Source organism: Asticcacaulis sp. P4_H10, from assembly GCF_056400965.1.
The window spans coordinates 223972-241510 of the sequence record NZ_JBFUKH010000010.1; the positions used below are offsets into that span (position 1 = coordinate 223972).

Here is a 17539-nt window from a genome sequence, read left to right on the forward strand (position 1 = left end):
ATTGAGTGCGGGCGATGTCAACACCCGTTTATGCCCGCCCCACCCCTGAGCCGTCCAAAGTCGTGGCGGTCCTGGGCCCCACCAATACCGGCAAGACCCACTATGCGCTGGAGCGCATGACCGCCCATGCCACCGGCATGATCGGCCTGCCCTTGCGTCTGCTGGCCCGCGAAATCTATGAGCGCGTCGTCGCCATGAAGGGCGTCAACGCCGTTGCGCTGATCACCGGCGAGGAAAAGATCATTCCGCGCCTGCCGTCCTATTTCATCTGCACCGTCGAAGCCATGCCGCTGGAGCGCCAGGTCGATTTCCTGGCCATCGATGAAATCCAGCTGTGCGCCGACGCCGAACGCGGGCACGTCTTCACCGACCGGCTGCTGCACGCGCGCGGCCGACACGAAACCCTGTTTCTCGGTGCCAAGACATTCGCGCCCCTGTTCCGCCGCCTCTTTCCGGGGGCCGAGATCATGATGCGCGAGCGCCTGTCGGAACTGAGCTATTCCGGCCCTAAAAAGCTGACCCGCCTGCCCAAGCGTTCGGCCATCGTGGCGTTCTCGACGGAAAAGGTGTATGCTATCGCCGAACTGATCCGGCGTCAGCGTGGCGGCGCGGCGGTCGTCATGGGCAGCCTGTCGCCCAAGACCCGCAACGCCCAGGTTTCACTCTTCCAGAACGGAGAGGTCGAATTCCTGGTCGCCACCGACGCCATCGGCATGGGGCTGAACATGGACATTGCCCATGTCGCCTTTTCGGGACTATCCAAGTTCGACGGCAAGTCGACACGCCACCTGACGGCCCAGGAAATAGGCCAGATCGCCGGCCGCGCCGGCCGTTTTACGAGTGCCGGGACTTTCGGCGTCACTGGAGAATGCCACGACATGGACGAAGACCTGGTTCACGCGGTCGAACAACATCAGTTCCTGCCGATCGAAGCGGCGGAATGGCGCAATTCGACGCTCGACTTCACCTCGCTTGAGGCCCTGCTGAAAAGCCTCACCCTGCCCTCGCCGGAACCGGGCCTGGTCCTGGCCAAGGAAGCGCTCGATGAAAAAGCGCTGCGCTATCTGGCGCAGGACGAAGACGTCGCCGCCAAGATCAAGAACCCGGTCAGCCTACGCATCCTTTGGGAAGCGTGCCAGCTTCCTGATTTCCGGAAAATAGGAACCGAGGAATATTTCAAGCTGGTCAGCCACCTGTTCTGGTCGCGCATTGGCCCGGACGGCGCCGTGCCGGAAGACTGGATCGAGAGCGAAGTCAGCAGTCTCGACAAGATGGAAGGCGATATCGACACCCTGTCGTCGCGCCTGGCCGGCGTGCGGACGCTCAGCTACATCGCCAATCGCGGCGGCTGGCTGAAGCGCACCGAACACTGGCGCGAGGTTACCCGCGACCTGGAAGAGCGCTTGTCGGACCGCCTGCACGAAGCCCTGATGCAGCGCTTCATCGACACGCGGACCAGCTCACTGCTCAAGGCGCTCAATGCCGATGAGGAACTGCGCCCGGAAGTCACGCCCGAAGGCAAGGTCATTATCGAAGGCCACGAGGTCGGCGAACTGAAGGGACTGACCTTCAGCCTGTCGTCGACCCAGAGCGTCATCGAGGACAAGACCCTGCGCCAGGCAGCGTTCCGTGCCGTCAATCCGTTGCTGCTCGACCGCCTGCGCGACCTCGGCAATACGGCGTCTAAGACGCTGCGCCTGCAAGATGGACGTGTGCTGTGGAACAAGGAGCCGGTCGCCAAGATCGAGCCCTCCGATCCGTTCGCACCACGCATCAAGCTGCTGGACAGCGCCGATCATCCGGCGCTGCGGGCGCGCGCCGAAAAGCGCGTCTCGGACTTTGTCCGCCAGACCAGCCTGCATACGCTGAAGTCCCTGGCCAAGGTCAAGGCGGCGTCTGAAAACGAAGCGACCGCGGCCCAGGTCCGGGCCATCGCCTTCCAGCTCTATGAAAATGGCGGCGTCACCCGCCGCGACGAAACGGTCAAGATCAATCCCGAAGACCGCGCGGCGCTGAAGGCGCTGGGCGTCGCCGGCCACCGCTACCTGTGGTTCCTGCCCGACCTGCAAAGCGGAGGCGCACGCCATTACCTGCGCAGCTTTGGCAAGGGCGAAGGCCAGAAAGCGTTGAGCCTGCAGGGCCAGGTGGCGATCGGCGACCATCCGCCAGTGACGATCAAGACGCTGTCGCAGCTCGACAAGATCATGGGCAATGGCCTGTTCCACAAGGGCGCGCTCTATATCCGGCCCGATGATTTCGCGTCGCTGGGCCTGGACGAAACGGCGCGCGATACTCTCCTTCAGGCGCTGGGCTATGTGAAGGTCCAGTCGCAGAGCTTCCCGGTTGTGGTGAAGCCGGCCAAGGTCGAGACGCCTGTGGCCGAGGCCGTTGCTGAGGTGACGGAAGAGGTTCCGGCGGAGACTGTCGCCGAGACTGTTGAACCGGTCATCGAAGCCACGGAAACGGCCGAAGCGGAGGTCACCGCCGAGGTGGCTGAAACCGAAGCACCGGTTGCGGTCGCCGAAGACGCCGCTCCGGCTGAAGAGGTAATTAAAGCGCCTGTGGAAGCCGCCGACGAAGTTGCTGCGCCTTCCGAAGCCGTCAGCGAAGCAATCGTCGAAGCCGCTGAACCGGTGATGGAAGAGCGTCTGGGCTGGCGGCAGAAGTCGCTGGAGCCACGCGCGCCGCGCCACCGGGGCAAGCCGCAGCACAAGGGCAAGCCACGTGAAGGGGCCTCGGCCGAGGACGGCAAGCCTGGGCGTTCGGGTAAGCCACGCCACGGCAAGGGCGACCGCAAGCCTGGCGGCAAGGGCAATGACAGAGATCGGCAGGAGCGCAACAAGGACGGCGCACCGCGCGGTCCGCGCCCTGACCAGAAGCCGCGCGAGCCCTACGTCAACCCCTACTCGCCGTTCGCCATCCTGCGCGAAAAGCTAGGCCAAGGCTGAGCAAGGCCCACAGGCCGAGCGTCACCCACGCAAAGACATCGCCGATTGCGTTGTAGATCGTCCGGCCTGAGCCCCCAGCCAGGTCGCCGATCAGTTTGCGCGGACCATCGGCGGAAGGCGCTTCGGCGATGATGCGGCCTTTTGAGTCGCTCAACGTCATCAGGCCTTCCGACGCCGATCGCGCCAGGGCAAAGCCGTTCTCGACGCCGCGCACCACCGCCATGCGGCCGTGCAGTCGCGCGTCGCCGCCGAAATCCCACGCCGGCGCCAAGAGCAGCGTCACGCCGCCATAGCCCCGGATCATAGGGGCAAAGTCCATGTCCTTGCAGATGGCGATGCCGGTTTGCCCCAGGATCAGCGGCCCGGGTCCGGCAGAGAATTCACGCTCCAGCCCCGGCACCATGCGGCGCTTCAGATAGGTCTGGACCGGCTTGCGCGGTGAATAGAGGCGCGCGCTGTTGACTTGGCGGCCACCGATAAATTCGTCATAGCCGACCAAGACGGCGATGCCGGTCTCATCCGCCACGCCCTGGAATATCGGCGCAACCGATGCTGCCCCCTTGGCCTCGACAAATATCTTTTCCGGCAGGACGGCATAGGCCGGACGGTCGGCGGCGACTTTACGGATTTCGTCGGCATACAGGCGCGCGATGGCGGGCGCTTCTGACGGTTTGAACCGCCAGCCAGCGTGATTGTCGTTGCTGAGAAGCGCGACGCGCACGCTTTGTCCCTGCGGCTCCGACAAGGAGACGAGACCGTAGACGACCGCAGCCACCGCAGGAAGGCCCCAAGCCAGCCAGCCCCCGACCTGGCACGGATGCCGGATTACAACCGCCAACCCCGCGGGAATGACGGCGGCAAGGAAGCTCAGGGCCGGAACACCGCCGACCGATGCCGCCTGTAACAACGGCAGGACATCGACCAGCGCATAGCCCAAGGCACCGAAACTGCCATTGGGCGAAATGAGCGAGACCAGATATTCACTGCCGGCGGTCATTGCCGCGTAACCGAGGACAAACTGCCAGGGCGCGGCCCGCAGTGCCCGTGCGAACAGTATGGCCAGGGCAAACAGCAAGGCCTGGAACACAGCTATGCCATAGATCAACGGCAGGACCTTGCCATAGAACAGCATCGGCCCCGCCTCGCCCATCAGCCCGGCAGCAAAGGCCAGGCCGAACAAGCTCCATCCATGCCGCGTCGTCAGGGCATGTAAAAGGAGCGGTATCGGCGCCACCAGGACCAGCGCACCCCAGTGGCCGGTATCGCGCGACGCGGCCAGCAGGGCGCCGGACACCAGGGCCGCCGCCAATCCCCAATGCCTTTGTCCGAACCTGTCCATCACGCCCCCATTGTGTAGATGCGCCCGGCCGATCGCAGGCAGAGCGCTGTGAAATCCTTGCGCACCATATTGAAGCGGCCCGAGCGATGCAGTTGGATCAGCCCCTGCAAGACACCCCAGACGGCCATTGCCATCTCGAGCGGATCGCCCGCCCGCACCGAACCGTCCGCCTGGCCGCGCGTCAGCTGTTCGACCATACGGCCAACGACCGGTGATTTGCCGGCGCGGAAATCTTCAGGATAGATGCGCTCGACCTCGGTCCGGAGGACGAAGGCCGCGTCGAACAGGGCCGGATCGTCCATAGCGAAATCGACAAACGCGCGCGCCGCGTCTTCCAGCCACATCTGCGCATCCGCCTCAGGAATGGCTTCGACCTGGCCCCGCCACACCGCAAAGGCGTGCTCACCCAAGGCCTTCAACAGATCGGCCTTGTCGGCATAGTGGCGATAGACCGCCATCGGCGTAATGCCGGCCTTCGTGCCCACGCTGCGCAGGCTCAACCCTTCCAGCCCGCGGGCAGCGAGTTCTTCCAGGGCACAGTGAAGGATACGTTCGGCTGTCGTCATGTATACACCGTATACTTGATTGCGCGCTTATGCAAGCGGACAGATTTACCGCCGCTCAGTAATCGTTGGCCGACCTTCGGGCGTTGCCGTGCAGGACGGTTTTCAGTTGTTGGGACAACAGCCGCGCCGCCTGGTGCGGTTCGTGGTGCATGTCGACGGCGCAGATCCAGCCGCTTTCGTCACGCAGGCCAACGGTCGTCGCCTCCATGCCTTCGCCATCGGACAGGATGATGCTGGCTACGATATATTCGCGTTTCGGTCCGGGCCTTCGATAAGCCACTGCTTCGGTGCGATAAAGGCGATTGAGCGCGTCGAGCACCTTGGCGATATTGTCCCTGCCCTTGATGATTTCGTCGAGCAGGTTCGTCTTCAGGACCGCGTCGTCCATCATTTCCGGGACAAGGGTCCTGCCATTTTTCGCTGACACCGGCATATCTCGCTCCGCGTCTCCCCCAGAGGTAGAGTACAACCCAGACGAAATCAGGATTCGATGCGTTTTATTTCCGGAAGCGTCGCAGTATCGGCCTGAAAGGCGCTATAACCCTAAAACAGCCAGCATCAGGAAGGCACAGAACAGCACAAAGTGCGTCGTGCCTTCGATGGCATTGGTCTGGCCGTCGTTCAGGTTTATGGCGGCGACCAGCAGGGTCAGGGCCGTCATAATGCTCTGCGCCGGGGTCATGGCCATGACGATCGGCTGTCCCTGCATCAGGGCCAGGAACTCGATAACCGGCACTGTCAGCACCACAGTCGACAAGGACGCGCCAAGCGCGATATTGATAACCGGCTGCATACGGTTGGCCAGGGCCGCGCGCAGAGCTGTCAGGATTTCCGGGCTGGCCGAGATGGTCGCGACGACAAGCGCCGAGAAGATCGGCGGCACGCCTGAGCCTTCCAGGCCGACGTCGAGCGTCTTCGACATGGCCTCGGCCAGTATGCCGATCAGGACAAGGCCGGCGATCAGGGTCACGACCGAATGCCAGGCACGGCCCTGCGGCTCCGAACCGTGGCCGGCGTGATGATCGGCGCCCTTCGACTCGTATGAATAGCTGAAGAAATAGCTGTGCTTGGTCGTCTGGAGTCTCAGGAACATGCCATACAGAAAGATCATGATGGCAATGGAGAAGATCGAATAGACCTGCCAATGCGCGATCGGCACGAACTCCGGCACCAGCATCGAGACGCCCATGCCGGTCATGATCATGACGATATAGGTCTTGCCCGAGGCGTCGTTATAGGGCTGCTCGCCGTGTTTCAGGCCCCCAAGGATAGCCGCCACGCCGATAATGCCGTTCATGTCGAGCATGACCGCCGAATAGATGGTGTCGCGCGCCAGGGTCGGGTTGTGTGAATCGCCCAGCATGATGGCCAGGATCACCACCTCGACCAACACGGCCGACAGGGTCAGGATCATGGTGCCGTAGGGCTCACCGACCTTTTCAGCCAGGATTTCGGCGTGATGCGCCACCCGCAGCGATACCAGGATAATCACCCCGATTAGTGCCATGGCGGTGATCAGCGAAGGCCCCTGCCCGGCATGGGTGATCGCATGCTCCATCGGCAACACCACCACCGCAACGATTGCAGCGATGATCAGGAACAGTTCTTTGCGGATGAGGGCCAGCATGATGATTCCCAAGGCAGACAAGGGGCTGCCTTGGGAATTGCCGCTACGCTCTAAAAAAGCAAGGGCTTATTGTTTATGAGCCGCCGCCAGGACCAGGAACATGTAGTTGGTCTCGCCGCCGCCCATGACGTATTCGCCCTGCTGCCAGAAATAGGGCCATACCTTCAGCTCCGGCAGGTCGGGCCGGATCAGGGCCGTGCCGGAAATCACGCCACCCGGAATATAGCTCCAGTCGGCGCGGTTGGTGCCGTAGGCAGTCGTAGCCGAACGGGCGCCGACACCCGAGGCAAAGGACGACGTGTTGTCGCCCGGGTGAACGCCCAGCACGAAGTTAAGCGCCTCGTGCTGCAGCGTAACCGGCGTGGCTTCGGGCCAGGCCTTGCGGAAGAAGTACTGATCGACACCGAACTCCTGGATCTGCCAGCCTGCGCCCCAGATGTTAGGCTTGTACGGCACGCCGTAGGGCGTCTCCAGAGCTTCCCTGGCCAGCTTGTCCTGATGCGCCTTGACGGCTGCCGCGACATCGCGACGGAAGGCCTTGTCCTTGATCAGCGGCATGGCCGACGCCAGCCCCGGGCCAGTCTTGTCGATATTGGTGACGATCTCGGCCTTCATGGCAATGAGTTTCTTGACCAGGGATGGATCGCGCGTCGTCTGCGCCAGTTCCGACAGGACAAACACCTTGGCCTTGACGTTTTTGGCGCGATCGAACGCCTTGGCATACAGGTCCTGCGCGGCCTTCAAGGAGTCAGCCGAAAGCTGCGGATTATAGGTCTTGATGACGCGTGACGCGGCCGCCAGACCGCCGGCCGTATCCAGTTCGCGGTCGGGATTATCCTCAGTGAACACCCAGCGATCGTCGGTCAGCGCCGAATGCGTGCCGGTCTTCTCACCGGCCTTCAGCGCCGGATCGTGCATCAGATTGTCGGTCTGGGTCGTGACGTCGCCCAGCAGGGTATATTGCTCGAGATAGGGCTCGATGATGCCGCGATAGGTCCGGCCCATGGCGTTGTAGCCGCCGACGACGCTGAGCAGGCCGTGCTCGATCTGTTGCAGGGCGTCGTTCTTGCCGTCCGGCGTATGGATTTCAGTGACGCGGTTGGCCTGGTCGATCGATGTCGCGTCGTAATCAAGTTTGAACTCCTCGACCATCTTCGCCAGCAGCCAGACCGTGCCCATCTGCGATTCGACGCGCAGGTCGTAGTCGCCGGCGTCGTGCCAGCCGCCGCGGTCCATACCCGGCACGTGCTCGCCCGGCTGATACTTGGTCAGGGTAGATCCGCCCTGCAGATAGCCATCGAAATGGTTGAGATTGACGGGCGCCATGCGGACATCGTCCAGGTGGTCGATGCCGTGCCAGGTGCGGTACTTTTCCTTCACCACCATGTGGCACATCTGCGCCGGCAGGAAATATTCCAGGGTCGGCTGCCAGACGTGGCGATCGAAGACGTCCTCGCCGATCTTGAAGGCATGCGTCTCCTGGCCACGGTAGCTGACCACGTACATGCCGGGGTCCTTCACGGCGCTCAGGTCAGCGCGGAAGTAGTTGTAGCGCAGGAAGCTGCCCCAGTGTTTGGTGTCGAAGTCCGCCACCTTCTGCTTGCCGGTCTCAGTCAGCTTATACAGCGTCACCGGCGGCGCGGCATTGTCGCGTGGGTCCTGCTCGATGACGACGATCTTTTCCTGGCCGGGGCGATAGCCGACCTGCGAGACCTGGACGACGGGCTTGTAGCGCCAATCGGGATCGGTGTTGGGCGTGACAACCCAGGTAATGGCGTCTTTCGTCGCGCCGGGCCTGGTCAGCTCGCGGACAATGAACCAGCCATTGTTGAAATTGCCACGGCCGTCGAGCAGGCTCAATTCACCGGTCTGGCTTTCGAAGCGGATACGTTGCAGGTCGTTGTCGGGCGCGACGACCAGCGTCTTGCCGCGCGCCAGCGAAGCCGCGACCAACGTAGCGCCGTCCTGCTCCATCGGGCCGTTGGCCTGGCGGGTAAAGATACCGCCCTGGCTCTGCCCCTTCGGGTCAGACATCAACCAAGCCTTGCCGAACAGCTCGCCGGGGAAAAGCTCGAAGTTGAAGCCAACCTTGCCTTCCCATTCCTTGGGCAGGGGCTTGTCGAGATCGACCGATATCTGGAAAGCATTGCCCTCCATGGGCGTGACGCGGACATTGTAGCTGAAATTCAGGTCCGGATAGTCGATCGGGTTGAAGCCCTTGCGGTTCTTGGAGTCGTCCGGATATTTCAAGGTCTGCGACACGGTGCCGGTGGCCTTGTCGACGCTCAGGGTCCCCTCGCCGGCCGGCATGGGCGACCACTGGCCCGGCGACGGCTCCAGGCGGATATCGCCGTTTGCAGCGATTCGCGTCCCGTGCTGGATAATGGTCACGCCCGTCTGGTGGCCGTCAGGGTAGATATCGGCAAAGACCGTGACATTCAGCCCGGGCGCTTCGAAATAGCCCTTTTCGTTGAGCTTCAGATTGGGGGCTGCGAATGCGGTTCCTGCGGTCAGCGCCAGGACGGCGCAGGTGGTCAGTAAGCTCTTAAAAGCTGGTCTCATCGTGTTTCTCCCATGCGGCGGCATATGTTCAGCCACTCTTGTAATCGGTTTCAACCGGCCTCGACCTTAGCCGCCTGACAGCGCTATCACAAGTGCGATGTCAGGTGACCTTTGACATTCTGCCTTCGGCGCACAATATCACCGACCATGACCGATACCCCCTCTTCCGTGCGCCTCGATGTCTGGCTGTGGCGCGCTCGCTTCTTCAAGACGCGCGCCCTGTCGGCCAGTATGTGTGACAGCGGCCATGTTCGCCTGGAACGCTTCGGCGCCGTATCGCGCGTCGAAAAGGCCTCCCACGCCGTCAAGCCCGGCGACCGCCTGATCTTTGCCCTGGGCGCGCGTTTAATCGACGTCACCATCCTCGATAATGGCGAGCGGCGCGGTCCGGCAACTGAGGCGCAAACCCTCTATAAAATCAATGAATCCCAGTCCTAGCTTGGTCGCAATGTCCAGCCAAAAACCGCTGCACACTTTTTGGCACATTGCTCTAAACCCAAGCGTTAGAACAAATGGCGCGTCACCCGCTTGACGGGGGCTCAAGTTTGCCGCATGACGCCAGCGAATTTCCAGAAGTCATGCTCTAAAGGCTTGTAAGCGTTATGACCTATATCGTCACCGACCCCTGCGTGAAGTGCAAGTTCATGGACTGCGTGGAAGTGTGTCCGGTCGACTGCTTCTACGAAGGCGAAAACTTCCTGGTCATCAATCCGGACGAATGCATCGACTGCGGCGTCTGTGAGCCGGAATGCCCCGTGGACGCAATCAAGCCGGACACTGAGGACGAAGGCACCAAGTGGCTGGAGATCAACACCAAGTACGCGGCTGTCTGGCCGAACATCTCGGAAAAGGGCACGCCGCCCGCCGATCGCGAAGAATTTGAGCGCGAGACAGGCAAGTACGAAAAGTACTTCTCGGAAAAGCCCGGCGACGGTAAGTAATCGCGCACCGTGCGTTGAAATGTCGCAGACTCTTTGGGTGATCATCGCCATCTGGTTTACAGGCGTGAACCTGATGGCGGCGATCCTGTGGTCGCACGACAAAAGCCGCGCGGTACGCGGTTCCCGGCGCATTCCTGAGAAAACCTTGTTTCTGCTGGCGATGCTTGGCGCATGGCCGGTATCATTGTTGATGGCGCAGTTGGTCCGGCACAAGCGCCGCAAAGATGCCTTTATGGGCCGGCTGTACCTGATCGCGGGACTGCAAAGTCTGGGGATTATGACAATTTGGCTCTATGCGGCCACGCATTAACGTTATAATGCGGACATGGTGCCGACTTTATGAAAATTATTTTAGTCCCGCACGGAACGATAAGGTGTAAAAATACCTGCGCCGCACGCAATGTCATTGACTTATAAAGTCTTTATACGTGATCGCCCCGCGTCGGGGCGAGACTTTATCTTGTCGCAAATTTGTGATATATACTAACGTATTGCAAGAGTCGCAAAGTCCTCCCGACGCCTCTGACATTCACCTGAACGTCACCGGCACAGACCCAACGCTCCACGCATAACTTCGTTTGTTTCTTGCGTTCAGTTCCGCTTTCCCTGGATCTGATGCGCACCATCGACACAGGTCGGATGAGAATCTTGTCATAAGTCAGGAATTCAGCGCGCCACCCGTTTTACAGAAATATTCTGTGCTACGGCGTGGTTTTTTTGCGTTCCATGAGGCCCGAGTTTTTGCCCTCCCCGGCCGAAACCACCTTTCTGACGGTTGGAAAGACATCGTACTCGCCACCCTGTTCCACTTTTGAAGCGAAAGGCTTTAAAGATGTCAGCAGATACCCTTACCCTCGCACGTCATGATTTCTCCATAGGCGACAAGGTCGTCTATCCGGCGCACGGCGTCGGCCAAGTCGCCGCTGTCGAGACCCAGGAAGTTGCAGGCCTGACACTGGAAGTCTTCGTCGTCACGTTCGACCACGAAAAGATGACCCTGCGCGTGCCGACCAAGAAGGCCAAGACCGCGGGTCTGCGCCACCTGGCCGCCGACGCCGTCATGTCGCAAGCCCTGGTGACCCTGAAGGGCCGCGCCCGTATCAAGCGCACCATGTGGTCGCGTCGCGCCCAGGAATACGAAGCCAAGATCAATTCGGGCTGCCTGGTTTCGCTGGCCGAGGTCGTGCGCGACCTGCACCGTTCGGACAGCCAGCCGGAACAGTCCTATTCGGAGCGCCAGCTCTATGAATCGGCGCTCGACCGCATGGCCCGTGAAGTCGCCGCCATCGAAAAGATCGATCGCGACGCCGCCGTCGCCATCCTCAACAAGAACCTGACCAAGGCCGCCTAAGCACGGCTCCTGATCGGACGGAGACAAGCCCTTCGGTTCGCCGGAGGGCTTTTTTCGTGGACCGGGGCAAACACGCGCGCATTTGAAGACCCGTGTTTCCACGAGGACGGAAAGGTGGCGTTTTCCCCTTGACCTGCCATCCCTCTTTGCCTATAGAACGCCCCTCTTCAAGCCTCGGCTTCGGCCGCAGGCATGTCTGTCATTTTTTATTTCCTAAGGTGGAACACATGTCGCGTCGCTGCGAACTCACCGGTGTCGGCCCGATGGTTGGCCATTCCGTGAGCCACTCCAACATCAAGACGAAGCGCCGCTTCCTGCCGTCCCTCCGTCAAACCGCCCTCGCTTCGGATGCGCTGGGTCAGTCCTATCGCCTGAAGATCTCGAACGCTGCCCTGCGCACGCTCGACTTCCGTGGCGGCCTGGACGCCTTCCTGGTCAAGGCTGACGACGCCGACCTGTCTTTGCGCGCCCGTCGCCTGAAGAAGCAGATCAAGGCGAAGCTGGAAGAAGTTAAGGCCTAAGGGTCGGCTTCCATTGCCAATTCGAAAAACCCGGCCATCGTGCCGGGTTTTTTGTTGTCCGAAACGCCTGACGAACTGACCGATTTCCGAAATCGGCCGGAACATGCAGCAGGCGCGCGGCATGACACAACCTCCAACAGGAGGTTTCATGCCCGATATCCATACGCTCAATATCCTTACTCACATCACAGCCGGATCCCTGGCCATTCTGACCGGCCTGGTCGTACTGGCCCGCCACAAGGGAGATGCCGCCCATAAGACCGCTGGCTGGGTTACGGTGGCCCTTGCCATAATGTGCGTCACGACGGCGCTGATCGGCGCCTTCCTGTTTCGCGGCAAGCTGGACCTGATGGGCGCCAGCATCGTTATCAGCTACAATCTGTGGGCTGGCGTGCGCGCGCTCAAACTCGAGAACAATGGCAGAGGCCTGGCAGACCTTGGGCCGGCGTTTTTTATCTTCGTTGCCGGCAATGCCCTGTTCGCCACGTCGCAGGTCAAGGGCCTGCTCAACTGGCAACCAGCTTTGGTCTATTCGATTGCCGGCAGTCTGGTGACCTACGGCAGCTGGGACGTCGTTCGCACGCTTCTGCCACAGCGCTGGCGTCTGTGGCTGAACCCGGCCGAGCACGCCTTTCGCATGGCAGGCCTGATCGCTGCACTCAGTTCGGTTGCTGCCGCGACGTTGTTCCCGTCGCCCTATGTGGCGCTGGGCGTGTCGGGCGTGGGCTCACTGATCGCTTTTGTATTCGCTTTCAGCGCCGCGCGGAAAGCACTGGGCGTCACGCCTTCAGCGGCCTTGAAGGCACGGTTGAACGCCGACAGTGAATTGTAGCCGACAGCCAGGGCAAGCGCCAAAATGGTCTCGTCCTCATTGATGCGCGCTTTGAACGCAGCGATGCGATAGCCATTGAGCCAGGCGCTGAAATTGCGCTGGCCTTCGCCCAGGTGGATGACGCGGCGCAGACGGTGTTCCGGCACGTCGAGGCGCTGGGCCAGTGTCGATAACGTCAGGCCGGGGTCGCTGTAGGCCTCGGCTATGACATCCCGCAGGCGGCGCAGGACCTGCTGCTCGCGGCCGTCGAGCGGCGCCCTGGCCTGCGCCCTGGCCGACAATTCATCACCAAAAGCCACGGCCGCCAGGGCCATCACACAGGTCAGCGCCGCCGCGATCGGCACAGCCCAGGCGGCGCCGCCGAGGACCGAGGTGATGGCCACGCCGGCGCCCATGACGGCTGACAATCCCAGGGCCCAGATGCGAACATTGCGGCGCGCTGTGACAAGGTCGTCGGGCAGGCCACGCCAGACAATAACCGGCAGTTCGAGAAACAGCGCCAGACTCAGCAAACTGGACGCCATGCCCGTCCACGCCGGCGCACCGCTCCGTGCGGCAAGGCCAAGGCCTAACAGGAGCAGCAGCACGCCGACATCCAGCCACAGGGGACGTGACGGCGTCTCAAAACCAGCGCGGATGGCGCGGTTGCACGCCAAAGGCGCCGCCAGGACGACGGGCAACAGAAAGCGCAGGGTTTCTGGAAACGCGGCATAAAGGAAGTAGGCGGCGCCTGCCATCAGGCTGACGGCCAGTTCGCCCCGTCCCGGCAGTTGCGTCCGCCGCCAGATCAGCACGGCCATCATCAGCTGACAGGCGGCAGCGGCGGGCGCCAGCACGGCAAGCATCAGCGCGTCCAGTCGTAGACAAGCAGCTTGGGCCTGGCCACCGGATCGAGATTGTCGCAGATCAGGTAGATGCGATAGCCGGTCGCTGTCCTGACCGTCGCCACGCCTTCGTAATTGTCCGCCGGCATTGGGGGCGCGATCTTCAGCAGGTCGCTGACAACGCTCAGGCGGTCGCCATCGAGCCGCAGCAGGCGCAACTGTGTGCGCAGTCCAATCAACGGATTATAGAAGCGATACAGGGCCAGGACCTCGTTGCCACCGGGCTCAAGTGTCGTCAGCGACGTTAGCTTGTACATGAAGCCTGGCGCCTGCGGCCCCTTGACGGCGCGGCACGCCAGTGTCTTCAACGGACACAGCCAGAAGCCGCCGCCTTCCCCGCCGGCCAGCAGGCTATCGCCGACGAGCGTCAGACCTTCCATGCCCTCATTGGCGGGAAAGACCGGCAGGCCGCTTAACGGCAAGGTTTCGCCTTTTTGCGTCCAGCCGTTACGGAAGGCCATGATGCGGTGGGTGCGCTCGAATGAGACGTAGCGCGTGCCAGTGCGTGGATCGAAAGCGCCATCTTCGGCATCGCTGAACAGGCGGTTGGTGAAGCTCTTGCCGTCGTCTCCGCGCAGTTGTTCAAGATCGATCGGCGCGTCCTGTTTAAGGTCGAAGCTGATGGCGACGCCGATGTCACTGATGACCTCGACACGCGGAGCGCCATTGCCGGGTGTGACGCGCAGGTCGGACATGCCGCGGAACTGCCACATGCGTTGTTGTGAAGACAGTTCGTAGCCACCGGCATAGCGGGCCGCCGGATTGACCGGACGTGGATCGCTGGCCGCCGGCAATGGCCGCATGTTCAGCGTGCGCTGCTGTCCGTAAGGGTGCAATCCGGCATGGGCGGAGACTGCGGCGAAGAAAGCAAGAGCCCCCACCACCACGCCGGCAAGCCGTCGCGGCCCCCCTCCCCAACAAGTTGGGGAGGTATGAGAAAGTACAGATGCTTTTCCCTTATACCTCCCCAGCTTGCTGTGGGCAGAGCGCAGCGAAAGTACAGCTTTCGCAAGCGATGGGACCGCACGACGCGAATGCTTGCATTCGCTAGATGCGGTGGTGGAGGCCTTTTTACGGCTCACTGAAAAGTTCCGTCAATTTGTCCATAAGGCCACCGGCAAGATGTTCGACGTCAATCAAAGTCAGGGCGCGCTTGTAGTAACGCGTGACGTCATGGCCGATGCCGATGGCGACCAGTTCGACCCGGCGCGCACCCTCGATATCGCTGATAACCTTGCGCAGGTGGTTTTCGAGATAGTGGCCTGAATTGACGCTGAGGGTCGAATCGTCGACCGGCGCGCCGTCCGAAATCACCATCAGGATCTTGCGCTGCTCGGGCCGTCCAGCCAGGCGGCTATAGGCCCAGTTCAGCGCCTCGCCGTCGATATTTTCCTTCAACAACCCCTCGCGCATCATCAGGCCGAGGTTCTTGTGCGCCCGGCGCCACGGATTGTCGGCGGCCTTATAGATGATGTGGCGCAGGTCATTAAGCCGGCCGGGGCCTGTTGGCTTGCCTGAGCGCACCCAGGCTTCGCGCGACTGTCCGCCCTTCCAGGCCTTGGTGGTAAAGCCCAGTATCTCGACCTTGACGCCGACGCGCTCAAGCGTCCGCGCCAGGATATCGGCGCACATGGCCGCGACCATGATCGGCCGGCCGCGCATCGACCCCGAATTGTCGAGCAGCAAGGTCACCACCGTGTCGCGGAACTCGGTGTCCTTCTCCTGCTTGAACGACAAGGGCGCCGACGGATCCACAATCACCCGCGTCAGCTTGGCGGCATCGAGCACGCCTTCTTCGAGGTCGAAGGTCCACGAGCGGTTCTGCTGCGCCATCAGCTTGCGCTGCAGGCGGTTGGCCAGGCGCGACACGACGCTGGCCATGTTCGCCAGTTGCGCATTGAGGAACCCGCGCAGCCGTTCCAGCTCTTCCGGGTCGCACAGTTCCTCAGCCGTCACGACCTCATCGAACTGCTTGGTGTAGATGTCGTATTCCGGCTTGATAGCGCCCTGGGGCTCGCTCTCGTCGCGAAAATCAACCTCACCCGCTTCACCATCCGGGATTTCATCGCTCGTCGACTCCGACGCCATCTGCGGGTCGCCCTGCATCTGCGTGTAGTCGTCCTCGCCCTCTTCGGACTGTTCCTGGCCATCGGCGCGCGGTTCGTCCTGTTCGGGGCGGTTGTCCTCTTCGGCCTCAGGCTCCTTGTCGTCCTCGGCGTCAGCCTCGGCTTCGCCTGTATTGTCTTCGTCCTGGCCCTGGTCTTGCTTTTCCTTCTCGGCGTCGAGACTGTCGTCCGTAAGATCGAGATCGGTGAGGATACGCCGCGCCTCTTCGGAAAAGCGCTTCTGGTCGTGGATATAGGGAAGGAGCGCGCGCAGGCGTTGGCCGGCCTTGTCCTCGACCTCGCCGCGGAAGAAGTTGACGACGCGCTCGATCAGGTCAGGGACGCTGTCACCCGTCAGGTGCTCGCGCGCGATCTGGCCCAGCATGTCGGCGAAGTTCAGCTCGTCCTTGTCTTCCTTGCGGCCCGTGCCCTTGCGTTCCAACTCACTGACATTGGCCGCGTGGAGGTTGGCGCGCACGCCCATCAGTGCACGGGCGCCCAGTGCCTCCAGACGCGCTTCTTCCAGGGCGTCAAACGCCTCGGCGCTCTTGTCGTCACGCGGACGGGCGCTGGAATGGATGCGGTCGTTGTGGTGGGCGATGCGCAAGGCTGCCCGGTCGGCGACGCCACGGATCGACTGGGCCTGACGCGGCGCCAGATCGCGCGGCGGATGCGGCAGGGTCAGCTTGTTGCCCTCACGCTTCGGACCATCGGAGCCGAAGATGATCTCAAGCTCGGAATCCTCGGCCAGGGCGCGGGTGGAATGCACCAGCGCCTTCTTGAACGGTTCGCTTAAGATGGTCGTTTTGGGCGGCATGGCCCTAGATCACCTTTACCTTCAGCGCGCTTTCCTTGACGTCGGTACCGAAGGCGCGCTGGTAGAACTCCGCCAGGGTATGGCGTTCCAGTTCGTCGGACTTGTTCAGGAAGGACAGGCGGAAAGCCAGTTCCGGATCGTCGCCGAAGATCAAGGTATTTTGGGCCCAGGTGATGACGGTACGCGGGCTCATGACGGTTGAGATGTCGCCATTGGCGAAGGCCGAACGCGAATAGTCGGCGACGCGCACCATGGCGTCGATGATCTGGCGTTTCTCAGGCGTGTCGAACTCAGGCACCTTGGCCAGGACGATCCCGACCTCGGCCTCGTGGCTGAGATAGTTGAGCGTGGTCACCAACGACCAGCGATCCATCTGGCCCTGGTTGATCTGCTGGGTGCCGTGATAGAGGCCCGTCGTGTCGCCAAGACCAATGGTGTTGGTCGTCGAAAACAAGCGGAAAGAGCTATGCGGCTTGATGACCTTGTTCTGGTCGAGCAGGGTCAGGCGCCCTTGTGCTTCCAGCACGCGCTGGATGACGAACATGACGTCCGGGCGGCCGGCGTCGTATTCGTCGAATACAAGCGCAACAGGGCGTTGCAGCGCCCACGGCAGGATGCCTTCGCGGAATTCGGTGACCTGCTGGCCGTCCTTCAGCACGATGGCATCCTTGCCGATCAGGTCGATCCGGCTGACGTGGCTGTCGAGGTTGACGCGGACCAGCGGCCAGTTCAGGCGCGCCGCGATCTGTTCGATGTGGGTCGACTTGCCCGTGCCGTGGAAACCCTGGACCATGACGCGACGGTCGAAGGCGAAGCCGGCGCAGATGGCAAGCGTCGTCTGTGGATCGAAGCGATAGGCTTCGTCGATATCGGGGACGTGGCTGTCGCGGGTGGAAAAGGCCGGCACCATCATGTCGGCATCGACGCCGAACACCTCGCGAATGCTGACCTTTTTATCCGGTTTCAGGTTCAGCAACGGATCGGCATATTCAAGATCGGCAGGCATTTCTTGGCTTTCAATCAAACGAAAACAGACCGTTTTCAGC

Annotated in this window: 15 protein-coding genes; 6 read left to right on the forward strand and 9 right to left on the reverse strand. The window is 61.9% G+C overall.

The features are described 5' to 3' along the window. Positions 1-14: 14 nt before the first annotated feature. Complete coding sequence (locus AC1DON_RS19015) at positions 15-2948, forward strand: helicase-related protein (RefSeq protein WP_476936389.1); 2934 nt, start codon at positions 15-17, stop codon at positions 2946-2948. Here the strand turns inward: AC1DON_RS19015 and AC1DON_RS19020 are convergent. The 5 genes from AC1DON_RS19020 to AC1DON_RS19040 all read right to left on the reverse strand — a co-directional run bounded on the left by AC1DON_RS19020 (position 2896) and on the right by AC1DON_RS19040 (position 9042). After that, a complete protein-coding gene (locus tag AC1DON_RS19020; RefSeq protein ID WP_476936390.1) occupies positions 2896-4287 on the reverse strand; it encodes a hypothetical protein in 1392 nt (463 codons plus the stop codon). The two genes, AC1DON_RS19015 and AC1DON_RS19020, sit on opposite strands and share 53 nt — an antisense overlap. Then, a complete protein-coding gene (locus AC1DON_RS19025) occupies positions 4287-4853 on the reverse strand; it encodes a TetR/AcrR family transcriptional regulator (protein WP_476936391.1) in 567 nt (188 codons plus the stop codon). The genes AC1DON_RS19020 and AC1DON_RS19025 overlap by 1 nt, the downstream gene beginning before the upstream one ends. A gap of 55 nt (positions 4854-4908) precedes the next feature. Then, entirely contained in the window at positions 4909-5286 is a 378-nt protein-coding gene (locus AC1DON_RS19030) for a hypothetical protein (protein ID WP_476936392.1), read from the reverse strand. A 102-nt stretch (positions 5287-5388) separates the two neighbouring features. Beyond that, positions 5389-6480, reverse strand: coding sequence for a calcium:cation antiporter (locus AC1DON_RS19035; protein WP_476936393.1), 1092 nt, complete (start codon positions 6478-6480; stop codon positions 5389-5391). A 66-nt stretch (positions 6481-6546) separates the two neighbouring features. After that, a complete protein-coding gene (locus AC1DON_RS19040) occupies positions 6547-9042 on the reverse strand; it encodes a glycoside hydrolase family 9 protein (protein ID WP_476936394.1) in 2496 nt (831 codons plus the stop codon). A 147-nt stretch (positions 9043-9189) separates the two neighbouring features. Here AC1DON_RS19040 and AC1DON_RS19045 point away from each other — a divergent pair, with 147 nt between their 5' ends. The 5 genes from AC1DON_RS19045 to rpmB all read left to right on the forward strand — a co-directional run bounded on the left by AC1DON_RS19045 (position 9190) and on the right by rpmB (position 11855). Continuing rightward, positions 9190-9480 (forward strand): RNA-binding S4 domain-containing protein, encoded by a 291-nt coding sequence (locus AC1DON_RS19045; protein WP_476936395.1) that lies wholly within the window; start codon positions 9190-9192, stop codon positions 9478-9480. Positions 9481-9644: 164 nt separating this feature from the next. Further along, positions 9645-9983, forward strand: coding sequence for a ferredoxin FdxA (fdxA, locus tag AC1DON_RS19050; protein WP_476936396.1), 339 nt, complete (start codon positions 9645-9647; stop codon positions 9981-9983). Between the two features lie 19 nt (positions 9984-10002). Next, positions 10003-10293 carry a DUF1294 domain-containing protein gene (locus AC1DON_RS19055; RefSeq protein WP_476936397.1) on the forward strand — a complete coding sequence of 97 codons (291 nt, stop codon included), beginning with the start codon at positions 10003-10005 and terminating at the stop codon, positions 10291-10293. A gap of 522 nt (positions 10294-10815) precedes the next feature. Continuing rightward, positions 10816-11334, forward strand: a complete 519-nt coding sequence (locus tag AC1DON_RS19060) for a CarD family transcriptional regulator (RefSeq protein WP_476936398.1) — start codon at positions 10816-10818, stop codon at positions 11332-11334. A gap of 227 nt (positions 11335-11561) precedes the next feature. Then, positions 11562-11855: a 50S ribosomal protein L28 gene (gene rpmB, locus AC1DON_RS19065; protein ID WP_476936399.1), complete on the forward strand. Its 294-nt coding sequence runs from the start codon at positions 11562-11564 to the stop codon at positions 11853-11855. A gap of 696 nt (positions 11856-12551) precedes the next feature. On the opposite strand, the gene AC1DON_RS19070 is transcribed toward rpmB, so the two are convergent. The 4 genes from AC1DON_RS19070 to cobS all read right to left on the reverse strand — a co-directional run bounded on the left by AC1DON_RS19070 (position 12552) and on the right by cobS (position 17499). Next, positions 12552-13532, reverse strand: a complete 981-nt coding sequence (locus tag AC1DON_RS19070; protein WP_476936400.1) for a helix-turn-helix domain-containing protein — start codon at positions 13530-13532, stop codon at positions 12552-12554. After that, positions 13532-14452, reverse strand: a complete 921-nt coding sequence (locus tag AC1DON_RS19075; protein ID WP_476936401.1) for an esterase-like activity of phytase family protein — start codon at positions 14450-14452, stop codon at positions 13532-13534. Before AC1DON_RS19075 ends, AC1DON_RS19070 begins: the two co-directional genes overlap by 1 nt. A gap of 190 nt (positions 14453-14642) precedes the next feature. Beyond that, positions 14643-16493: a cobaltochelatase subunit CobT gene (gene cobT, locus AC1DON_RS19080; protein ID WP_476936402.1), complete on the reverse strand. Its 1851-nt coding sequence runs from the start codon at positions 16491-16493 to the stop codon at positions 14643-14645. A gap of 4 nt (positions 16494-16497) precedes the next feature. Next, positions 16498-17499 (reverse strand): cobaltochelatase subunit CobS, encoded by a 1002-nt coding sequence (cobS, locus tag AC1DON_RS19085; protein WP_476936403.1) that lies wholly within the window; start codon positions 17497-17499, stop codon positions 16498-16500. Positions 17500-17539: the final 40 nt, after the last annotated feature.